This is a genomic window from Pseudomonas ogarae (assembly GCF_014268695.2).
Lineage (GTDB): Bacteria > Pseudomonadota > Gammaproteobacteria > Pseudomonadales > Pseudomonadaceae > Aquipseudomonas > Aquipseudomonas kilonensis.
The window spans coordinates 1144134-1162181 of the sequence record NZ_CP077086.1 but is presented as its reverse complement, the minus strand read 5'-3'; the positions used below and the strand labels follow the sequence as shown (position 1 = coordinate 1162181).

17 protein-coding genes and 1 pseudogene are annotated in these 18048 nt (G+C 59.8%); 9 read left to right on the top strand and 9 right to left on the bottom strand.

The window, feature by feature from the left end:
• Positions 1-393 precede the first annotated feature (393 nt).
• From HU749_RS04895 to HU749_RS04855, 9 genes are all read right to left on the bottom strand, one after another.
• Positions 394-678 carry a helix-turn-helix domain-containing protein gene (locus tag HU749_RS04895; protein ID WP_053178128.1) on the bottom strand — a complete coding sequence of 95 codons (285 nt, stop codon included), beginning with the start codon at positions 676-678 and terminating at the stop codon, positions 394-396.
• Positions 668-931, bottom strand: a complete 264-nt coding sequence (locus HU749_RS04890; protein ID WP_202888911.1) for a transcriptional regulator — start codon at positions 929-931, stop codon at positions 668-670. Before HU749_RS04890 ends, HU749_RS04895 begins: the two co-directional genes overlap by 11 nt.
• Complete coding sequence (locus HU749_RS04885) at positions 924-1292, bottom strand: RidA family protein (protein ID WP_014336535.1); 369 nt, start codon at positions 1290-1292, stop codon at positions 924-926. Before HU749_RS04885 ends, HU749_RS04890 begins: the two co-directional genes overlap by 8 nt.
• Before the next feature lie 26 nt (positions 1293-1318).
• Positions 1319-2551 carry a D-amino acid dehydrogenase gene (locus tag HU749_RS04880; protein ID WP_186650523.1) on the bottom strand — a complete coding sequence of 411 codons (1233 nt, stop codon included), beginning with the start codon at positions 2549-2551 and terminating at the stop codon, positions 1319-1321.
• Positions 2551-3978: an amidase gene (locus tag HU749_RS04875; protein ID WP_079301737.1), complete on the bottom strand. Its 1428-nt coding sequence runs from the start codon at positions 3976-3978 to the stop codon at positions 2551-2553. Before HU749_RS04875 ends, HU749_RS04880 begins: the two co-directional genes overlap by 1 nt.
• Before the next feature lie 4 nt (positions 3979-3982).
• Positions 3983-4666, bottom strand: coding sequence for an amino acid ABC transporter permease (locus HU749_RS04870; RefSeq protein ID WP_014336532.1), 684 nt, complete (start codon positions 4664-4666; stop codon positions 3983-3985).
• Positions 4663-5319: an amino acid ABC transporter permease gene (locus HU749_RS04865; RefSeq protein ID WP_186650521.1), complete on the bottom strand. Its 657-nt coding sequence runs from the start codon at positions 5317-5319 to the stop codon at positions 4663-4665. The genes HU749_RS04870 and HU749_RS04865 overlap by 4 nt, the downstream gene beginning before the upstream one ends.
• Positions 5319-6107, bottom strand: a complete 789-nt coding sequence (locus HU749_RS04860) for an amino acid ABC transporter ATP-binding protein (protein ID WP_014336530.1) — start codon at positions 6105-6107, stop codon at positions 5319-5321. Before HU749_RS04860 ends, HU749_RS04865 begins: the two co-directional genes overlap by 1 nt.
• Positions 6108-6185: 78 nt before the next feature.
• Positions 6186-7055: a substrate-binding periplasmic protein gene (locus tag HU749_RS04855; RefSeq protein WP_079301735.1), complete on the bottom strand. Its 870-nt coding sequence runs from the start codon at positions 7053-7055 to the stop codon at positions 6186-6188.
• A gap of 98 nt (positions 7056-7153) precedes the next feature.
• Between HU749_RS04855 and HU749_RS04850 the strand changes: the two genes are divergently transcribed.
• From HU749_RS04850 to bcsB, 9 genes and pseudogenes are all read left to right on the top strand, one after another.
• Complete coding sequence (locus HU749_RS04850; RefSeq protein WP_186650519.1) at positions 7154-8242, top strand: GlxA family transcriptional regulator; 1089 nt, start codon at positions 7154-7156, stop codon at positions 8240-8242.
• A 156-nt stretch (positions 8243-8398) separates the two neighbouring features.
• A pseudogene (locus HU749_RS29550) lies at positions 8399-8493 on the top strand (LysR family transcriptional regulator); the annotation flags it as partial.
• A 362-nt stretch (positions 8494-8855) separates the two neighbouring features.
• Positions 8856-10442, top strand: a complete 1587-nt coding sequence (locus tag HU749_RS04845) for a BcsE family c-di-GMP-binding protein (protein WP_225919129.1) — start codon at positions 8856-8858, stop codon at positions 10440-10442.
• Positions 10439-10630 carry a cellulose biosynthesis protein BcsF gene (gene bcsF / locus HU749_RS04840; protein WP_018612952.1) on the top strand — a complete coding sequence of 64 codons (192 nt, stop codon included), beginning with the start codon at positions 10439-10441 and terminating at the stop codon, positions 10628-10630. Before HU749_RS04845 ends, bcsF begins: the two co-directional genes overlap by 4 nt.
• Positions 10617-12245 (top strand): cellulose biosynthesis protein BcsG, encoded by a 1629-nt coding sequence (bcsG, locus tag HU749_RS04835; protein WP_079301732.1) that lies wholly within the window; start codon positions 10617-10619, stop codon positions 12243-12245. The genes bcsF and bcsG overlap by 14 nt, the downstream gene beginning before the upstream one ends.
• Positions 12215-12457 (top strand): cellulose biosynthesis protein BcsR, encoded by a 243-nt coding sequence (bcsR, locus tag HU749_RS04830; RefSeq protein WP_186650517.1) that lies wholly within the window; start codon positions 12215-12217, stop codon positions 12455-12457. The genes bcsG and bcsR overlap by 31 nt, the downstream gene beginning before the upstream one ends.
• On the top strand, positions 12454-13176 hold the full coding sequence (gene bcsQ, locus HU749_RS04825) for a cellulose biosynthesis protein BcsQ (protein WP_186650515.1): 723 nt from the start codon (positions 12454-12456) through the stop codon (positions 13174-13176). The genes bcsR and bcsQ overlap by 4 nt, the downstream gene beginning before the upstream one ends.
• Positions 13173-15767: a UDP-forming cellulose synthase catalytic subunit gene (gene bcsA / locus HU749_RS04820; RefSeq protein ID WP_186650513.1), complete on the top strand. Its 2595-nt coding sequence runs from the start codon at positions 13173-13175 to the stop codon at positions 15765-15767. Before bcsQ ends, bcsA begins: the two co-directional genes overlap by 4 nt.
• On the top strand, positions 15764-18046 hold the full coding sequence (bcsB, locus tag HU749_RS04815) for a cellulose biosynthesis cyclic di-GMP-binding regulatory protein BcsB (protein WP_186650511.1): 2283 nt from the start codon (positions 15764-15766) through the stop codon (positions 18044-18046). Before bcsA ends, bcsB begins: the two co-directional genes overlap by 4 nt.
• Positions 18047-18048 lie beyond the last annotated feature (2 nt).

Below are 18048 nucleotides of genomic sequence, written 5' to 3'. Positions count from 1 at the left end.
CAGCTCAGATTGCCCTAAATGAGCCCATGGTGCGTTACCGCCTAAAAAACCCAACGGGATGGCCCAACAGCTATCCAGCGCCCAGATCGCCATATAACCGATACCATCCTATCCACGACCAATACCATTCCCCTCGGTGGTTGACGGGCTCTAGCGCTGCCAAAAAAACGATAATCAGGACGCCAGTTCAACTCCTTAAATGGCCGCTCGTCGGAAATACGCGTGCGGGGGCATATATAGGGGCACGCACGTCTTAGCCTTAATATAAGGCCATTTAAAACAGATAGTTATATAGTGTTTTAGAATCCCCCCGGCTCCACCACTTCATCATCTAAAGACGTCCACGGACGTCTTTTTTTGTGCCTGGAATTCACGGCTCGACGTAATTAAACGTCAGATGGCTTGAAGGTCTCGCAGTGCTTCTGGGTGCTGGCTTGCAACCCTTAATAGGGTTTGTGCCGCACCGGCAGGTCGCCGACGACCTTGCTCCCAATCCTGCAATGTACGCAGGCTGACTCCCAGCAGCTCGGCAAATGCACTTTGAGATACACCGACTTTAGCCCTGGCCTCAGCTGCAGCCGAAAGCGTCACCTCGGTTGTGCGTGCCGCCTTGCCAGCTTTCATTTGGCGTACCGAAGCCAACAAGTCTTTTTGAAAGTTCTCCATTTCATGATCCATTGCTGATCTCCTCTTTCAATTGATTCAGGAAGGCGGTCGGCAGGTTGTCGAACTTCGCCTTGGCGTAGGCTATCAGCAACCAGATGTGGCCTTCAGGAAGCGCGTTGTAGTAGATAACCCGCGTACCACCACGCTTACACATCCCGCCACAAGACCAGCGCACCTTGCGCAACCCACCGCAGCCGGGAATCACATCGCCAACCAACGGGTTTGCAGCCAACCAGGTGATGAACGCCTGAACCTTCTCAAACACCAGAAGCAGGTTTCACGGCGATAACCATGATCTCCACCAGCACCTCAGGCCGCGCCAGACGTGCCTGAACAGTGGCCCGTGCCGGAGCACTATCCGCTGGCAGCCAGGCGTCCCACACCGAATTCATCAGGGCGAAGTCACGATCAATGTCCTTGAGCCAGATCTGTGCGCTCAAAAGCTGGCCCTTGTCGCTGCCCGCCAGCGACAACAAGGCTTCTATCTTAGCCAGCACCTGCTGCGTCTGCTCCTCGATGCCAACCTGCAGATCAGTGGGCACTTGGCCGGAGAGGTAAAGCAGGTCGCCGTGACTGACCACACCGGACATCCGCACGCTGCTCTGAAAACGTTGAATCGTTGCCATCGGGTTTATTCCCTGAATTGAGAGAGTTAAGGCGCGGTGCCGTCGATCAACCGGACCAGACGCTGGGCACTACCGAATGCCAAGGTCATGCCCAGCGCACCCTGGCCGCAATTGACGTACAGGTTCTCACAACCACTGACGGCCAGAATCGGCCGCCCGGTGGGGGTCGCCGGACGCCAACCGGTCCAGGGCTGACAATCATCGGCGTTCCATCCCGGACCGAACAATGCCTGCGTCGAGGCTTTCAGTTGTTCGATACGCTTAACGGGAATCGATGCGTCCAGCCCACACAACTCGAGCATCCCCGCGACGCGCAAGCGATCACCGATCCGGGCGAACACTGTTTTACGCCGCATGTCAGTCACGCTGACCGTCGGTGCATTCATCGAATCAGTGATCGGCAACGTAATGCTGTATCCCTTGAGCGGGTAGACCGGCATGCGCACACCGAACGCTGATAACAACCCCGCACTGTAAGCACCAGCCGCCAGCACGACCGCTTGCGTCCCTAAAAGACCAGGGCCTTCGATGGCGTGGTGAATCTCCAACGCGGTGATGCGCCCGCGTTCACGTCGGAAGGCGGCAACCTCACTGTCGAACAGAAAACGCACACCCTGCTTGCTCAATAACCTCGCAAGCTCCTGACAAAGCTTGCGCCCATCGACCGCGCATTCGCTGTCGGTATGGATCGCGCCGTGAAACGCCTTCTTGTAGCCCTCAAGTGCAGGCTCGATCGACAAGGCTTCGGCGGGGCTGACGATTTTTTGTTGCCTGGCGCCTTGGGCGGCCTGGAACTGCACCTGCTCGCCGGCCTTGCGCAGGCTTTCAGCATCGGGGTACAGAACCAGTTTTCCGGTACGGGCGAAATCGCACTGCACCTTTTCCTGACTGATGAAGGCGTCCAGCGCCAGCCGACTTTCATGCGCCAGTTCCAGCAGCTCGACAGTGGTCTGACGCGAAATGGACGTACGGCAGGCCGCGAGAAACTCCACACACCAGCGCCATTGCTCCACGCTCCATTGCGGCGAAAACTTCAGCGGTCCGTTGCGCGCCAACAGCATCTTCGGAATGCCCGGTAACAAAGAGGGATCAGCCAGCGGTTGCACATAGCTGTAACTCAATTGCGCTCCATTGGCAGCACTGGCTCCCATGCCTGCCTCCCCCGCACGATCGATAACGGTGACGTTATGACCGGCCTTGTGTAAAAACCAGGCACTGCTCAAGCCAACGATTCCAGCGCCGACGACACAGATTTCCATTACGCCACCACTCTGTCCGACAGGTCCCAACCCACAGGCCGCCGCTGGTGCCAATCACTGACTTGCTGGTAGGCATGGGCGATCCGCAGGACCAACGGCTCGGCGAAAGCACGCCCGACGATCTGCATCGAGACCGGCATGCGTTGCTCGTCGAAGCCCGCCGGCAGCGCCACTGAACAGAGATTGAGCAAGTTGGCGAAACGGCCGAGCAAGGCCAGCGGCGTACCGTACTCATCGACCTGATTCAACGGCACACTGCCAATGGCGTTGGTCGGAAACACACAGGCATCGACATTGGACATGGCTTCGTCCATGGCTTGACGGGCAACACGTCGTTGGTTGTGCAAATGGATATAAGCCGCCGCGTCGATGGCGCGCCCGCTCAGCACCCGACGCTGCACATGAGGATCGAAGCGCAGATCATCGCGTTCGAACAGGCTACCAAGGCTAGCGTAGCCTTCGGCACTCATGAGGCCACCGGCAACGCGCATGCACTGCTCCAGCGAAGTCGGTAGCGGTTGTTCGACCAGATGCATGCCCAGTGCGGCCAATTGCTCAAGCCCTTGGTCATAGGCTGCCAATACGCCAGGCGCGATGTGTACGCGTTCGGCCTGTGGCAGCACCCAGATGCGCAGACCGGCCACCGGAAGATTCAAACCTGCCGCGGCGCTAAAGACTGGCGACTTGGCCGAGACCGGATCCAGCGGGTCCGGCCCCAGCAGCGCGTCAAGCATCCACGCGGCGTCTTCGACGGTGTGGGTAATCGGCCCCACCGAATCCAGCGATGGGCACAACTCAATCAAACCGTGACGGCTGATCAACCCACGCGTGGTTTTCAGGCCAACCAGACCACACATACCTGCGGGAATCCGCACCGAGCCGCCGGTGTCGGTGCCCAATGCCGCGCTTGCCAACCCGCCGGCCACGGCCACCGCTGAACCACTGCTGGAACCCCCTGGAGCACGATGCACGTCGGCGTCCCACGGATTCCATGGCGTGCCCATCACAGCATTGGTGCCCCATCCCCCGAAAGCAAATTCAACGGTGTGGGTCTTGCCCATGATGATCGCCCCGGCGCGCTCCAGTCGCTGGACTGCCGTGGCGGTGAGCCGCGAGATACGCGGCTTCTGTGCCAGCGAACCACCGGTTATGGCCTTGCCGTCGATCTCGAACAAATCCTTGATCGCAACCGGAATGCCATGCAATGGCCCCAGGTTGACACCGGCAGCCCGCTGCCGATCAGCCGCGATGGCGGCACCGAGCGCACGCTGGGGATAGGCCTCGACATAAGCATTGAGTTGACCGTTGAAGCGCTCGATCCGCTCCAATTGCGCGCAAACCAGGGACTCGCTCGTGAGCGCTCCGGACTCCAGCGCTTGCCGCAACTGGCCAATGCTGTGGGAAGCGGTTCGATCCTTGATGTTCATGTGTTCAACCTCGAATGGTTTTGCGTCCGCGAGAAAATCGCACTTCCAGCACTCGCGATAACAGAGAAAGAGGGAAAGCGATGACGAAATAGAACAGCCCCACCAGCAGGAAAATATGCATCGGCAAAAAGGATTCGGACGCGATGGCCCGGGCCGCCAGCATCAACTCATCGGTGGCGATCAAGGCGCACAGGGAGCTGTCCTTCAGAATCGACACGTAGGCATTAAGCAACGGCGGCAACATGCCGCGAATGGCTTGCGGAAAGATCACTGCGGTGAAGGCTTGCAATGGCGTCAGGCCGGTGGCAATGGCCGCCTCACGTTGGCCACGATGCAAGGAGTCCAGTCCACCGCGCAGGATTTCCGCGACGTAGGCCGAGCCCTGCAAGCCCAAACCGATGGCTCCGGCCCAGTAACCCGACAGCGTCAGCCCGAGGCTGGGCAAGGTGAAATACAGCGCCAGCAGCAACGCCAGGAGCGGCACCGCACGCATCCCCTGGATGAAGAACACCGCCAGACGCTTGAGCAGTACGCTGGGACTTTTCATCGCCCAAGCCAGTAACGCGCCCAACAGCGCCGCCAGGGCGAAGCCTGTCAGGGACAGCTCGGCGCTGACTCGTGCGCCGAGTAGCAGGCGCGCGATCCAGTCGCTCCAGTATTCCGGGTATTGCTGGAAAAAACTGATCATCGCGCCGCCCCCAGATGACGTTCAAGTCGGATGAAGCCCACGCCAATGGGCAGGATCATCGCCGCATAGATGCACATCACCGCCAGATAAATCAGCGAGGTCTGGAACGTGGATGTCACAAGATTGCGTGCCAGGAACATGATTTCCGGCACGGCAATGGCCGAGGCGATGGACGTGTCCTTGATCAGTTGCGTGACATAGTTGGCATAAGCCGGCAACGCAACACGCAGGGCCTGGGGCAAGAGGATGTAGCGCAGAATTTGCAGACGGTGCAGGCCGATGGCCTGCCCGGATTCATGCTGGCCGACGTGCAGCGATTGCAAGCCAGCTCGGAAAGTATCGGCCAACACGGCGCTGCCTACCAGGCTCAAACCGACAATGGCCGCCAGCCACGCGGGCAGATTGATTCCCAGATAGGACAGCCCAAAGTAGATCAGAAACAGGTGTGCCAGCGCCGGCACGTTGCGCATCCATTCGATGAAACAGGCGGTGGCGCCGTGTACCAGTCGCGATCGGCTGAACGTCAGTAAAACTGCCAGCACCAGACCGCCAGCGCTGGCCAGCACCAAGGTGCAGAGGGCGATTTCCAGCGCGTTCATTGCGCCTTTCAACAGCAAGGGCAGCAGCCCGAGGAAAGTTTCCAGATTCGCCATCAAGCGCTCTCCACAGCCATGCGCCCAAGAAAACTGCGGGTACGTTCGTGACAAGGGTTGTCGATCACTTGCGCCGACGGCCCCTGTTCGACAATGCGTCCGCCGTCCATGAAGATCACCCGATCCGCCACATCGCGGGCGAACCTCACTTCGTGGGTGACCATGATCATGCTGCGACCCTCTTCCGCCAGCTCGCGAATCACGGCCAACACTTCGCCGACCAACTCGGGATCCAACGCCGAGGTCGGTTCGTCGAACAGAATCACTTTCGGTTGCTGGGCCAAAGCCCGGGCGATGGCGACCCGCTGCTGCTGACCACCCGACAATTGCTCGGGATAAGACTCGGCCTTGTGCCGCAGATGGACTTTTTCCAACATCGCGTCGGCCAACTCATACGCCTGCTTGCGCGGCATGCCTTGGGCCTTGATGGGACCGAGCGCGACGTTATCGCGCACGTTCAAGTGCGGCCAGAGATAGAACAACTGGAACACCATGGCGATCTCGCGGCGCTGCGGAGCCATCTCGCGGTCACTCATCAGGCGCAAACGCTGACCGTCCTTGACCTGCCCGATCAGTTCGTCTCCTAGCCAGATCTCGCCACTAGTCGGTTTTTCCAGGTAATTGATGCAACGCAGGCAGGTGGACTTTCCAGACCCGCTTGGGCCAATCAGCGACAAGGTCTCACCGGGCTTCAACTCCAGGCTGATGCCCTTGAGCACTTCCAGATCGCCATAGTTCTTGTGTAATTCGTGCACGCGCAGCAACGCGGTGTCAGACGGGCTCGACATCTTGGCTAACCTCTTTTTGTTATAGGCATGGCGATGAGTCGGTGCATTGGCATGAATCCGCCCCATCGCCGCACACACTTATTTACAGCCGGGCAGCGTCCAGTCCGCTGGGCGATCGACGCCCAGGCGCAGGTCCTTGCCTTCGGGCATGAACCAGACATCCTGGGTCAGGCCGTAGCGAGCGCCGATCTTGCGCATCTCACAGTTTTTCCAGAGCGTCTGAATCTGCGCGTTGACCGCCGTCACCAGTTCCGGACTGGCCTTGTTGAAGCCGAACACCACCTGACCCAAGCCAGTCAGCAGTGGGAAATTCGGATCGTTGTCGACGAAGGCGTTGAAATGCAGGTGCCATTGCTCATTGCGGGAAATGGCGTATTGCATGACCGGTGGGTCGCCGATCACCGCATCGATGCGTCCGGCGAGCAGATCGCGAACGGCCGCATCCGACGTGTCGTACAGGGCGACTTGCAGGCCATCGATCTTGCGCATCTCAGGGATGAACGAAAAGCCGGTGATGGTGCCGACTTTCTTGCCTTGCAAATCCTTGAGGCTGTTCCAGTTGGTCTTGTCTGTCTGGGTGATACCGTTCTTGAAATAGTGGATAGGGTCGCTCAAGGCCATGATTTTCGAGCGCTGCTCGGTCCAGCCCATGGTGCCTGCCATGACATCCACGCGCTTGGACTGCACCGATGCAATCGTCCCTGACCACTCCATTAATGCCGGTTTGACCTTAAGGCCCAGTTTTTCGGAAATTTGTTGAAGGATTTCACCGTCATAGCCGACCATCCGACTATCTTGATACCCTGTTCCTGGCATATCACCACTGAAGGCGATGGTCAGGCTGCCAGGCTCTACTGTCTCCAATGCGAACACCGGTGCCGCAGCCAGCACGGACACCAGAAAACCGGCACAAATACCGGAAAAACGCTGAACTTTGGACGTCTTCATCGGATGCTCCTAAATAGTTTTTATGGTGGCAGCAGAACGTTTCGCATAGGCCCATCGTAGTGGGACCGGCGGTATAACTTGTTGGATGCTTTGCACAAATGATTGAACATTTGCGACATTCTGGCGGCACAGAGCCTGTGGCATCCCAGGAAAGCCTCGTAGACGGGCTCGATCATGGGCAGGCGCGTCATCCACCCATGCGCCGCGGCACCGCCGAGTTGTCCATTGGCATCATGTTGTGGCCACGCTTCCCCTTGCTGTCGCTGTCAGGGCTGACCGATGCGTTGCGGCATGCCGCCGATACGGGTGATCAAAGCCGCCCCATACGCTGCCAATGGAAAGTACTCGGCACGCCCGGGCAAAGAGTCATTTCCAGTAGCGGACTGGACGTACCGATCGACAGTGAACTCGCTGACCCGGAGCGTTTCGACTACATCGTGGTGATTGGTGGATTGCTCGATTCCATCGAGGCGGTGCCGAAAACCTATCCCGCGTTCCTCCACCAGGCCGCAGCCGCACAGGTGTCGTTGATCGGCCTGTGCACCGGCAGCTTCGTGCTCGCTCGACATGGCCTGATGGACGGGCGAACGGCGTGTGTCCACGCCTATCATGGCGATGACTGGAAGCACCGGTTTCCCACGTTGCGCTTTGTCATCAACAGAGACTTTCTGATCGACCGGGACCGGATTACCTGCGCGGGCGGTGTTTCAGTGATCGAACTGGCCCTTCATCTGATCGGCATGCATTGCGGGCCGGATCGTGCGGGCAAAGTTGTGCATCAGATGACGGTGGCAAAGAACACGTCCAACAGTTTCGTCGATCGACGCAAGGCGCTCGGGTACGCCAGTTCATCCAATCGTCGATTGCACGAAGCCGTGATGTTGATGGAAAAACACATGGCCCAACCCCTGGATATCGAGGCCATTGCGCATCTGGTCGGCACCAGCAAACGGCAATTGGAACGCCTGTTTGTCGCTGAAACCAACAACAGCCCAGCCCAGTTCTACCGCCAGGTCCGACTCAGGTTCGGCAGATGGCTGCTGGTGAGTTCCGATCGCCAGATCGGCGAGATCGCCTTTGAATGTGGCTTCGCGGATGCGCCGCATTTTATTCGGCACTTTCAGAGCATGTTTGGCATGTCACCAGGGAAGTTACGCAAGGCCCTGATGCAACAAGATGGGAAATAACGCGGCAAGTAATCGACACCGACGTAGACCTCGCCTTGGCGACCCAGGAATAAAAAGACCACGGTGGCAGTGAACAGCGTGGACATCGCCAGCAGTTGCAACAAGGTGTTGAACCCGGCGGTATAGGCCAAGCGCCGTATCGTCAGCGGGATCTGGCTGGTGTCGATGCTCGACGGTCATAGCGAAGATCAGGGCAGTTCTGGGCATTGTGGCCGGCCAGTCGCCATCTTTCACCGAAAATCCGCGTATAAATCAGCGTGTTGAAATTAGGCTGCCCGGCCAACCCGCCAATAAAATGGCGAAACGATCACCCAAACCGTTTATGCTCAATACTTGAGCTAATTCGTTACAATTTATTGACACTATCAGTCCGACGTCATCACAATTGCGCGCCGTCACCGAGGCATAAGGTGATCGGCGGAGAAAGCGATATTTCGTCTTCTTCCAGCCGCTCGATACTGCTTTGAAAGCTCGCGCCCTGAACATCATGGGGCTGCTTGGCAGTGCAACATCCTATTCATGCTGACAAAGTCTGACACTTAGCCCGGCTCGGAGAGCTTGTGCTAGTCGTCAGAAACGTGACTCACGTTGAAAAACTGTAACGCCAGGGAAGGTGCTGATCGCGCCGCATCCGATTAAAAGGAAAAGGGAGTTTCATTTGAGTCAGGTCACATTAGACATCCGCCATCTGCGCGATGAGCAGATCTTGTTACGTGACGGCGGGCTCTATTGGGTGGCAGTGGATCAGGCGAGCGACTCTGCCGCGCTGGCGGTCCAGTGCCTGGCAGCGATGCCGGCCCATGCGCAAGGGATGTTAGTGTGCTGCGGACATTCAAGTCAGAACCTGGCCCAGAAACTGGCGGCAGATACCGGTCCTGGTCAGCTGAAGCTGTTTGACATCTACAAAGACGACATTGGCCTGACCCTCAAATCGCTGGTCGGCGAGCTGACCCGTGCTGCTCCGGTTGCCGGCACTACCATTGTGTTGATGCTGCCGGGGAGCGCATGGCAGGGCGAAGTCGCGCCGCAGCTGCGGCATTGCTGTCTGTCCCTGAGGCAATGGGTGGGCGCACGCCAATGCTCTCTGTTGGTGATCAGCCATGGCCAGACACCTCAACTGCATGACGGTTTGTTGCGGCTCAACGATACGATCTCCGGGCTCGCTCAGCTCTATCGCCGTGATGGTGGTATTCGCTATCAATTGCACTACTGGCGCAGCGAACTGGGCGTGTGCAGTGGGCAGGAGTTCGAGCTCGAGTTGCTGGTGGACGGGTTTGCGCTGTCGGTCAATGAGCAGGCCAATGTGCAAGCGCCCCATACCGACGACCAGCGGATCTACCTGACCCAGCGTTCTGTGCTTGAAGGCTCGCCGCCGTTGTCGGATCAGTGGAGGCTGTTCGAGAGCCGCGAGGACTTGCTCCAGCAAGCCAGTCACGCGCGTGCTGCCAGTATCATCGTGGCCATCGACAGCAACCTGCACGTCGAAGCGTTGGCTCGTCAGATTCACGCCCTGCGCGAGCGCTGCGGTATCGCACTGAAGATCATCATCCGCGAGATGGAGCCCTGCCTGCGTTATCGGGACGAGCGTTTGCTGGTGTCCTGCGGTGCCAACATCACCGTGCCCTATGGGACGACGCTGGCGCACTTCTTCAGCATCATCGACAGAGCCCAGGGCCAGACCTGGCGCCAGAGCCGCACCACCAACTTCCAGTCTCTATTCGAACGTCTGCGGCCGCCCCCCGAGCGCGGTCTGTTAACGCCCCAGGAATTCATCGGCATGGTGGAGCGCGTCTACAACGGCGCCTCTGGAGAGATCAGCCACCAACTGCTCAAGCTGATGCCGCGCGGTGGCCTGGAAATCGAGCAGTACTTTAGTCAAATCGGCTTGCGTCGTTTTGGTGACGTCGCCTGCGTGGTCAATGGTGCCTTTTATCTGTTCCTGTTTGGCTGTCGCGCGGACGGACTGGAACCCGCATTGGGGAATATCTGTCGGCTCGCCTGGCGCGATCTTTTCAGCAGTTTCCAGATTCTCCAAGGCGTTGAAGCGTTGCCGCGCGAGGACTTCCTCGCGGCGCCCTTGCTGCCTCCCACGTTCGCTCTAGCAGAAGAACGCACGGCCAGTAGCTCCGCCGAAGCTGTCGGCCGTGTTGCCTATTCGCCTCGACGCACCACACTGCCCATTACGGACCCTTGTTCATGAGTTATTCCCAGCTGATCCAGGTGATTGGCCTCAGTAGCCTGCTGACCCTGGCACTGATCGTGGTACTGATCAGGTTCGGTCGCCATTTTCTATCTGTCGTGCAGGGCCTCTTGCCTCCGCGTTACCTGAAATCCCGTGGTGTGCGTCGTCGTGCCCCAGCCCAGAGCGAGCCCAATGAGCCAGTTTGAAATCATTAGCCCGGCGTCAGTGCGCGTCTGGCCGGGCCTGGGCCCCTGGAATCTATATTTCATCCTCAAGTTCGTATTGCTGTGGGCGGGTTACCTGAACTTGCAGGTATTGCCCAACCTGGTATTCGCGGCGGCGTTGCTGCTGCCGTTGCCGCATCGTTATCTGCGTATCCTGCGCACAGTCATCGCGATCCCCGTGGGTGTTGCGCTGTTTTACCAGGACACCTGGCTGCCGCCCTTCAGCCGCCTGCTGAGCCAGCCAGGCGTGCTGGATTTCAGCGGTGCATACATGGTCGAACTGATGGGTCGTTTCATTGACTGGAACCTGTGTGCGCTGCTGGCGCTGTTGGTGGTGGTCTACGCCTTCGTCCGGCACTGGCTGCGCCTGACCACTCTGAGTGTGCTGGGTTTAGCCTGGCTGGCCAGCGCGAATGTGCTAGCCCTGAGCCCCAGCAACGAGCCGGTCGCGGCGGCGGCCAGTGGCGCTCCCATTGCAGCGGTGAGCAGTGCCCCCCCGGACAGCGCGACACTGGAAGCCTACCTGCAGAAGTTCTATAGCACCGAGGCTGGACGGCAGGTGGAGTTCAAGCCTGCGACATCTGCAGCGCAGCCCTTCGACCTGTTGCTGATCAATATCTGCTCCATGGCCTGGGATGATCTGGAAACCGTGGGGCTGCGCGATAACACGCTGTTCCAGCAGATGGACGTTATTTTCGACAACTTCAACTCGGCCACTTCCTACAGCGGCCCGGCGGCGATCCGCCTGTTGCGCGCCAGTTGTGGACAGGTTCCGCACAAGCAGCTCTATGGCACCGCCCCGGAGCAGTGCAGGTTGATGGACGACCTGAGCAAGCTGGGCTTTTCCAGCGAAGTCATGCTCAACCACACTGGGCAGTTCGAAGGCTTCCTTGACGAAGTCCGCGCCCAAGGGTCATTGCCGGGGCCCGCGATCAGTACCAGAAAATTACCGCGTGCCTTGGTGGGTTTCGACGGTTCACCGATCCTGCGCGATGCTCAGGTACTGGACGCCTGGTGGAAGCACCGCGAAGCAGAAAAGAACGATCGCGTGGCGCTGTTCTACAACACCACCACACTGCATGACGGCAACCGTGTGCTGACCGCTGATGGCGGCACCAGCAGCAGCGATTACAAACAGCTGGCCCAAGGGCTGATCGATGACCTCAATGGCTTCATCAAACAACTGGAACTCAGTGGCCGTCGGGTAGTGGTGGTGATCGTGCCGGAGCATGGTGCGGCGCTGCATGGCGACCGCATGCAGATCGCCGGCATGCGCGAGATCCCGAGCCAGTCCATTACCCTCGTGCCGGTCGGCATCAAGTTGGTGGGCATGGGGCATAACCCCGGTTCTGCCCCCCTGCACATCACCGATCCGAGCAGTTTCCTGGCCCTGTCGGAAATCATCAGCCGCTTGTATAGCGCCCAGCCCCAGGTGGATGGCCAGGGTCTCAACTGGTCGGCTCTGCTGAGCAATCTGCCGCAGACAGCGGCAGTCTCCGAAAACGCTGGCACGGTGGTCGTTGACTACGCCGGGAAACCCTACATACGAATCAAGGAGAAAGCAGAATGGCTGCCTTACCCACAGCGCTTCAAGTGAAAGCCAGGGTGCAGTCGCGTGCGGATCGTGCCGATGACATCGCCCGCCTGAAACTGACGCTTGAGCTGCCCGAACTGGACTACGTGGACACCTCCGCACAGATCGAGTTGCAAAAGGCCCTGCATCGCTGGCCACTGCTGGCAGAGATGGAACGCCAGCAGCCGGCGGCCCTGCCGATGATCCATGAGTGCGGACTGGAGATGCTGTCGTGACCGCACTTAGCCTGCGTGGTCTGCGCGGCGGTGTCGGCACCAGCTCGCTGCTGGCGGCCACAGGCTATGCATTGCATAGCCTGGGCGAGCGCGTGCTGCTGGTCGACATGAGCCCGGAAAACCTGCTTCGCCTGCACTTCAGTGTCAACTTCGGCGAGCGCGGTGGCTGGGCGCGCGCCATGATCGAAGGTAAGGGCTGGAACACCCAGGCCTGGACCGTGGAACCGGGATTGAGTGTGCTGCCTTACGGCCGCCTGAAACGGGAAGAGCAGGACCACATCGAGCAGCGCCTGCTAAACGAGCCGAATCTATGGCGCCGCCGACAGGCCGCCCTTGCCGAGCACTTTGACTGGATCCTGTTCGATGTGCCCTTGCGACTGCCCGGTCATGCTTGTGTCGGACCCTGTGCGTTGCGCCTGCAGATTGTCGAGGCGGATGCTGCCTGTCACGTGCTGTTGCAGCAGGAGGAAGCCCCTCGCGAGCATCTGCTGATCAACCGCTTCGACCCGGTCAGCCAATTGCAGCGCGACCTGCTGCTGATCTGGCGCAAACAATATGGTGCCCGCCTGCTGCCTCTCAACGTGCATCAGGATGAAGCGATGCGCGAAGCCCAGGCGTTCAAGATGCCGGTGGGGGCTTATGCCCAGGCCAGCCTGGTTGCCCAGGATGTGCTGAGCCTGGCCACCTGGTGCCTGACCCAACGCATGGGGACGGCATGATCGCTCGCATTTTCCCTTACGCTCACCTGCGTCGGCGCTATGACTGTACTCCGCCAGTTGCGTTGCTGCTGGCGACAATGAACGCCCTGGCATGGCTGTTGTTGCGTCTGGAGTCATCGAACTGGCGCGCAGTGCTCAATCAGCCAAAGCGCTGGTATCCACAACTGAGCAACAAGGCGCCGAGCCTGGGCGATCCGTTGCGCTATGCGGTACAAAGCCTCTGGCTACTGCTGGTTCGCCCGGCCAGGCCGCGGGTGTGGACGCTGTCGACCCCAGCCTGGCTCAAACGCGTCGGAGCGCTGTACCTGCGGCTGTGGACGCGGCTTGGCAAGGTGCTGGAAGCGTTGCCCCAGCGCGCCGAGTCCAGCCAGCAAATTCGTCAGAGCAGCCAATGGTGGAAAGGCCTGGACCGTCACAGCCAACGATTGGTCAACGCGGCCATCGGTGTCGTCGCCTTCGTTTTTATGTTGCTGTGCATCACCGAGCCCTTCGGCTACGTCTCCCAGTTGGTATTCGTCTTGCTGCTGTGGGGCGTGGCCCTGCTGGTGCGGCGGGTTCCGGGCCGCTTTGCGACGTTGTTGATGGTGGTACTGTCGACTATCGTCTCGTGCCGTTACCTGTGGTGGCGCTACACCTCGACCCTGAACTGGAACCAGCCCCTGGACCTGATGTGCGGGATGCTCCTGCTGGTGGCCGAAACTTATTCCTGGGTAGTGCTGATACTGGGGTACATCCAGACGTGCTGGCCCTTGGGCCGAAAACCGGCGCCGCTGCCGCGCGACACGCGCCTGTGGCCGAGCGTCGACCTGTTGATCCCGACCTACAACGAAGACCTGTCGATCGTGCGAGGTACGGTGTACGCGGCCATGGGCATCGACTGGCCGGCCGACAAGCTGAACATCTACATTCTCGATGACGGCAGACGCGAGAGTTTCCGCCAGTTCGCCGCCGAAGTGGGGGTGGGCTACATCACTCGCAGCGACAATCGTCACGCCAAGGCCGGTAACCTCAACCACGCGCTGAAGCAACTGAACGGTGAACTGGTCGCCATTTTCGACTGTGACCACATACCTGTGCGCTCTTTCCTGCAGATGACCACCGGGGGCTTTTTGCGTGATCCGAAACTCGCGCTGGTGCAGACCCCGCACCATTTCCTGTCACCGGACCCCTTCGAGCGAAACCTCAATGTATTCCGCGAGCACCCCAACGAGGGCGAGTTGTTCTACGGGTTGATTCAGGACGGCAACGACATGTGGAACGCGGCGTTTTTCTGCGGCTCATGCGCGGTGCTGCGGCGCACCGCGCTGGATGCGATTGGCGGATTTGCCGTCGAGACGGTTACCGAAGACGCCCACACGGCGCTACGCCTGCACCGCAACGGCTGGAACTCGGCCTATATCAAATTGCCGCAAGCGGCTGGCCTGGCGACCGAAAGCCTGTCAGCGCATATCGGCCAGCGCATTCGCTGGGCCCGTGGCATGGTGCAGATCTTCCGCACCGACAACCCCTTGCTCGGAAAAGGCCTCACCCTCTTCCAGCGCATCTGTTACGCCAACGCGATGATGCACTTTTTGGCCGGCCTGCCGCGTTTGGTGTTTCTGATGGCGCCGCTGGCGTTTTTGTTCCTGCATGCCTACATCATCTACGCCCCGGCGCTGATGATCCTGCTGTACGTGCTACCACACATGATCCACGCAAGCCTCACCAACTCGCGGCTGCAGGGCGACTATCGTCGGACTTTCTGGGGGGAGGTGTACGAGACCGTCCTGGCTTGGTACATCGCGCGCCCTACCACCGTGGCACTGTTTAACCCCAGCAAAGGCAAGTTCAATGTCACCGCCAAGGGCGGCCTGATGGAGCAGAACCAGTTTGACTGGAAAATCGCCCAGCCGTACCTGCTACTGGCGTTGCTGAACATTACCGGCCTGGGTTTTGCCGCCTGGCGTCTGATCTGCGGCCCTCGCGACGAGATTGTCACCGTTGTGGTGAGTATTCTCTGGGTGATCTACAACCTGCTGATCATCGGGGGCGCCATGGCGGTCGCCGCTGAAGTACGCCAGGTTCGCCAGACCCACCGGGTATACGTCAAGTTGCCCGCTGCAGTGCGCCTTGAGAATGGTCACTGTTATCCAGGCATGTTGCAGGACTATTGCGACGGTGGCGCAGGCATCCAGCTCGACACTCCACAGTCGCTGGCGGTGGGTGGGAGCATCTCGCTGATGATGCAGCGCGGCACCCGTGAATTCGTGTTCCCGGGCTATATCAGCCGCAGCCACAAGCACTTCATTGGTATCAGCTTCACCGGCCTCAATGCACAACAGAATGTCGATTTTGTGCAGTGCACGTTTGCCCGCGCCGACGCGTGGCTCAACTGGGGCGAGAAATTCACCCCGGATCGCCCGCTGCACAGTTTTGTGGACGTTCTCAAACTTGGCGGTACCGGTTACTACCGCCTCTACGAATACCTGCCTGCCTGGATCCGCCGCATCGCCGGCCCGCCGTTGCGAATATTGCGCTGGCTGGCCAGTTTTCTGCCGCGCATGCCGGCAGTTACCCCAACTCTCAACTCTCGATCAGTGAGCGCACCATGAGCTGCTACTTCAGCAAAACCCTTGTTGCCAGTCTGGCGCTCCTGGCCACCGTTTGTGCCCAGGCCGCCACCGCACTAGCGCCAGCCGCGCCAGCCGCGGTCAGCAACGTACCGAGCTGGAACACCGCGTACAGCTTCGAACAGCTGGGCCGTCCCGCCGACAGCCTATTGCTGGGCATCCACAATAGCGACCAGATCGAGTTCAGCCTGCGTCGTGATCGTATTGCCAGTGACGCGAAACTGCAGCTGGAGTACACGCCGTCGCCTTCGCTGCAGCCACAGATCTCGCATTTACGTGTGTATCTCAACGACGTGCTGATGAGCGTTGTGCCGATCGAAAAGGACCAATTGGGTAAGAGGGTCAACCAATCGGTAGCCCTGGACCCGCGACTGATTTCGGACTTCAACCGCGTACGCTTGGAGTTCGTCGGCCACTACACCGATGTCTGCGAAGATCCGGCCAACAGCACGCTATGGCTGAACGTTGCGCGCAGCAGCCAGATCCAATTGCAGGAGCAGGCACTCACACTCAAGAACGACCTGGCCTATTTTCCGATGCCTTTCTTCGACACTCGGGGCCAGGACAAGCCGGTCCTGAATGTGGTCTTGGCCGATGCGCCGACCTTGGGCGAGCAGCGTGCAGCCGGGATCCTGGTGTCCTATTTCGGCAGTCTGGCCGCTTGGCGTGGTGCGCAGTTCCCGGTTCTGTTCGACCAGCTGCCGCCCGCTGATGAACACCATCGCGCCAAGTCGGCCATTGTCTTTGCCACCAACGATCATCGTCCGTCCTTCCTGGCTGACACAGACAAGTTCCCGGCCGTGGACGCACCCGTTGTACAGATGATCGACAACCCGCAGGATCCCTACAGTAAAGTGTTGTTGGTATTGGGTCGCAATGAAGATGACCTGACTGTAGCTGCCCGCGCCCTGGCCTTGGGCGCAGGCGCGTTCCGAGGCTCGAGCGTGACGGTCAACAAGGTCGAGCAGCTCAAGCCTCGGGTGCCTTATGACGCGCCGAACTGGATGCGCACGGACCGCTCGGTACGTTTCGCCGAGTTGATCAAGTACCCCGAGCAGCTTCAGGCCAACGGGCTACAGCCACGGCCCATCACGGTGGACGTGAATCTGCCGCCTGACCTGTTCGTCTGGCGTAACCAAGGGATTGGGCTGCAAACCAAGTTCCGTTACACGCCACCGTCGGTCAACGACGATTCGCGCTTGACCATCAGCCTGAACAACCAGTTCATCACCAGCCTGGCGCTGCAAAGCAAGACCGACAGCCGTCTGGAGGAGCTGCGCCTGGCGGTGTTGTCCAACGATTCGGCTAACCACAGCGACAAGTTGCTGGTGCCAGCCCTGAAGATTGGCGACCGTAACACCCTGCGTTTCGACTTCAACTTCGCCAGCACCTTTGGCAGTGCCCAGCGCGACCGTTGCCAGACTTCGCTGCCGGTGAACAACCAGGCCGTGATTGATGAAGAGTCGACCATCGACCTGTCCGGTTACTATCACTACATCGCCATGCCCGACCTGCGCGCCCTTGCCCGAAGCGGTTTTCCATACAGCCGTATGGCTGACCTGTCGCAAACCCTGGTGATGGTGCCGACCCACAGCAGTGCTGTGCAACTGAGTACGCTGTTCGAGACCATCGCCGGAATCTCTGCGCGCTCAGGCCTGCCAGCGTTTGGCCTGCGGCTGTCGGACAACTGGGACGACGCCAAGGCGGATGTCGATCTGCTGGTGTTCGGCGCCATGGCGCCGGGCGTGGGCGATGGTGCCGATGCCAATCTGGTGCTGAACAAGACGCGTGCCTGGCTACTCAAACCGTCCCACGAGCAGAGCGGCAAGTCGACCCGCGCCGGTCAGTTCAGCGATGAACGCGACCTGGGTGCCAACCGCATCGAAGTCAGCGCCCAGGCACCGATCGCCGCCATCGTTGGCTTGCAGTCGCCGCATCACCCACAACGCAGCATCGTGGCCTTGCTGGCGAGCGATGACGCCGATTACCAACTGCTGCGCGACACCCTGGGCGACGTGGGAAAAATGGACGCCGTTGCCGGTTCTGTGGCGCTGATCCGCAGCAGTGGCGTAGATAGCAGTTGGGTGGGCCAGCAGTACTTCGTCGGCCACCTTCCGTGGTGGCTGCTGCTCTGGTACCAATTGTCCGAGCACCCGATCCTGCTGGCGGTCATGGCCACCATCAGTGTGCTGCTGACGGCATTCCTGCTGTGGCGCGCACTCCGTTGGGCTGCCCGTCGTCGCCTGGCTGGTCAGGAGTAGTC

What these genes read in the sequence shown, in the direction of transcription:
- HU749_RS04895 (WP_053178128.1), bottom strand. Translation starts at nt 678, where the DNA reads ATGGATCATGAAATGGAGAACTTTCAAAAAGACTTGTTGGCTTCGGTA.
- HU749_RS04885 (WP_014336535.1), bottom strand. Translation starts at nt 1,292, where the DNA reads ATGGCAACGATTCAACGTTTTCAGAGCAGCGTGCGGATGTCCGGTGTG.
- HU749_RS04880 (WP_186650523.1), bottom strand. Translation starts at nt 2,551, where the DNA reads ATGGAAATCTGTGTCGTCGGCGCTGGAATCGTTGGCTTGAGCAGTGCC.
- HU749_RS04875 (WP_079301737.1), bottom strand. Translation starts at nt 3,978, where the DNA reads ATGAACATCAAGGATCGAACCGCTTCCCACAGCATTGGCCAGTTGCGG.
- HU749_RS04870 (WP_014336532.1), bottom strand. Translation starts at nt 4,666, where the DNA reads ATGATCAGTTTTTTCCAGCAATACCCGGAATACTGGAGCGACTGGATC.
- HU749_RS04865 (WP_186650521.1), bottom strand. Translation starts at nt 5,319, where the DNA reads ATGGCGAATCTGGAAACTTTCCTCGGGCTGCTGCCCTTGCTGTTGAAA.
- HU749_RS04860 (WP_014336530.1), bottom strand. Translation starts at nt 6,107, where the DNA reads ATGTCGAGCCCGTCTGACACCGCGTTGCTGCGCGTGCACGAATTACAC.
- HU749_RS04855 (WP_079301735.1), bottom strand. Translation starts at nt 7,055, where the DNA reads ATGAAGACGTCCAAAGTTCAGCGTTTTTCCGGTATTTGTGCCGGTTTT.
- HU749_RS04850 (WP_186650519.1), top strand. Translation starts at nt 7,154, where the DNA reads ATGATTGAACATTTGCGACATTCTGGCGGCACAGAGCCTGTGGCATCC.
- bcsF (WP_018612952.1), top strand. Translation starts at nt 10,439, where the DNA reads ATGAGTTATTCCCAGCTGATCCAGGTGATTGGCCTCAGTAGCCTGCTG.
- bcsG (WP_079301732.1), top strand. Translation starts at nt 10,617, where the DNA reads ATGAGCCAGTTTGAAATCATTAGCCCGGCGTCAGTGCGCGTCTGGCCG.
- bcsR (WP_186650517.1), top strand. Translation starts at nt 12,215, where the DNA reads ATGGCTGCCTTACCCACAGCGCTTCAAGTGAAAGCCAGGGTGCAGTCG.
- bcsA (WP_186650513.1), top strand. Translation starts at nt 13,173, where the DNA reads ATGATCGCTCGCATTTTCCCTTACGCTCACCTGCGTCGGCGCTATGAC.
- bcsB (WP_186650511.1), top strand. Translation starts at nt 15,764, where the DNA reads ATGAGCTGCTACTTCAGCAAAACCCTTGTTGCCAGTCTGGCGCTCCTG.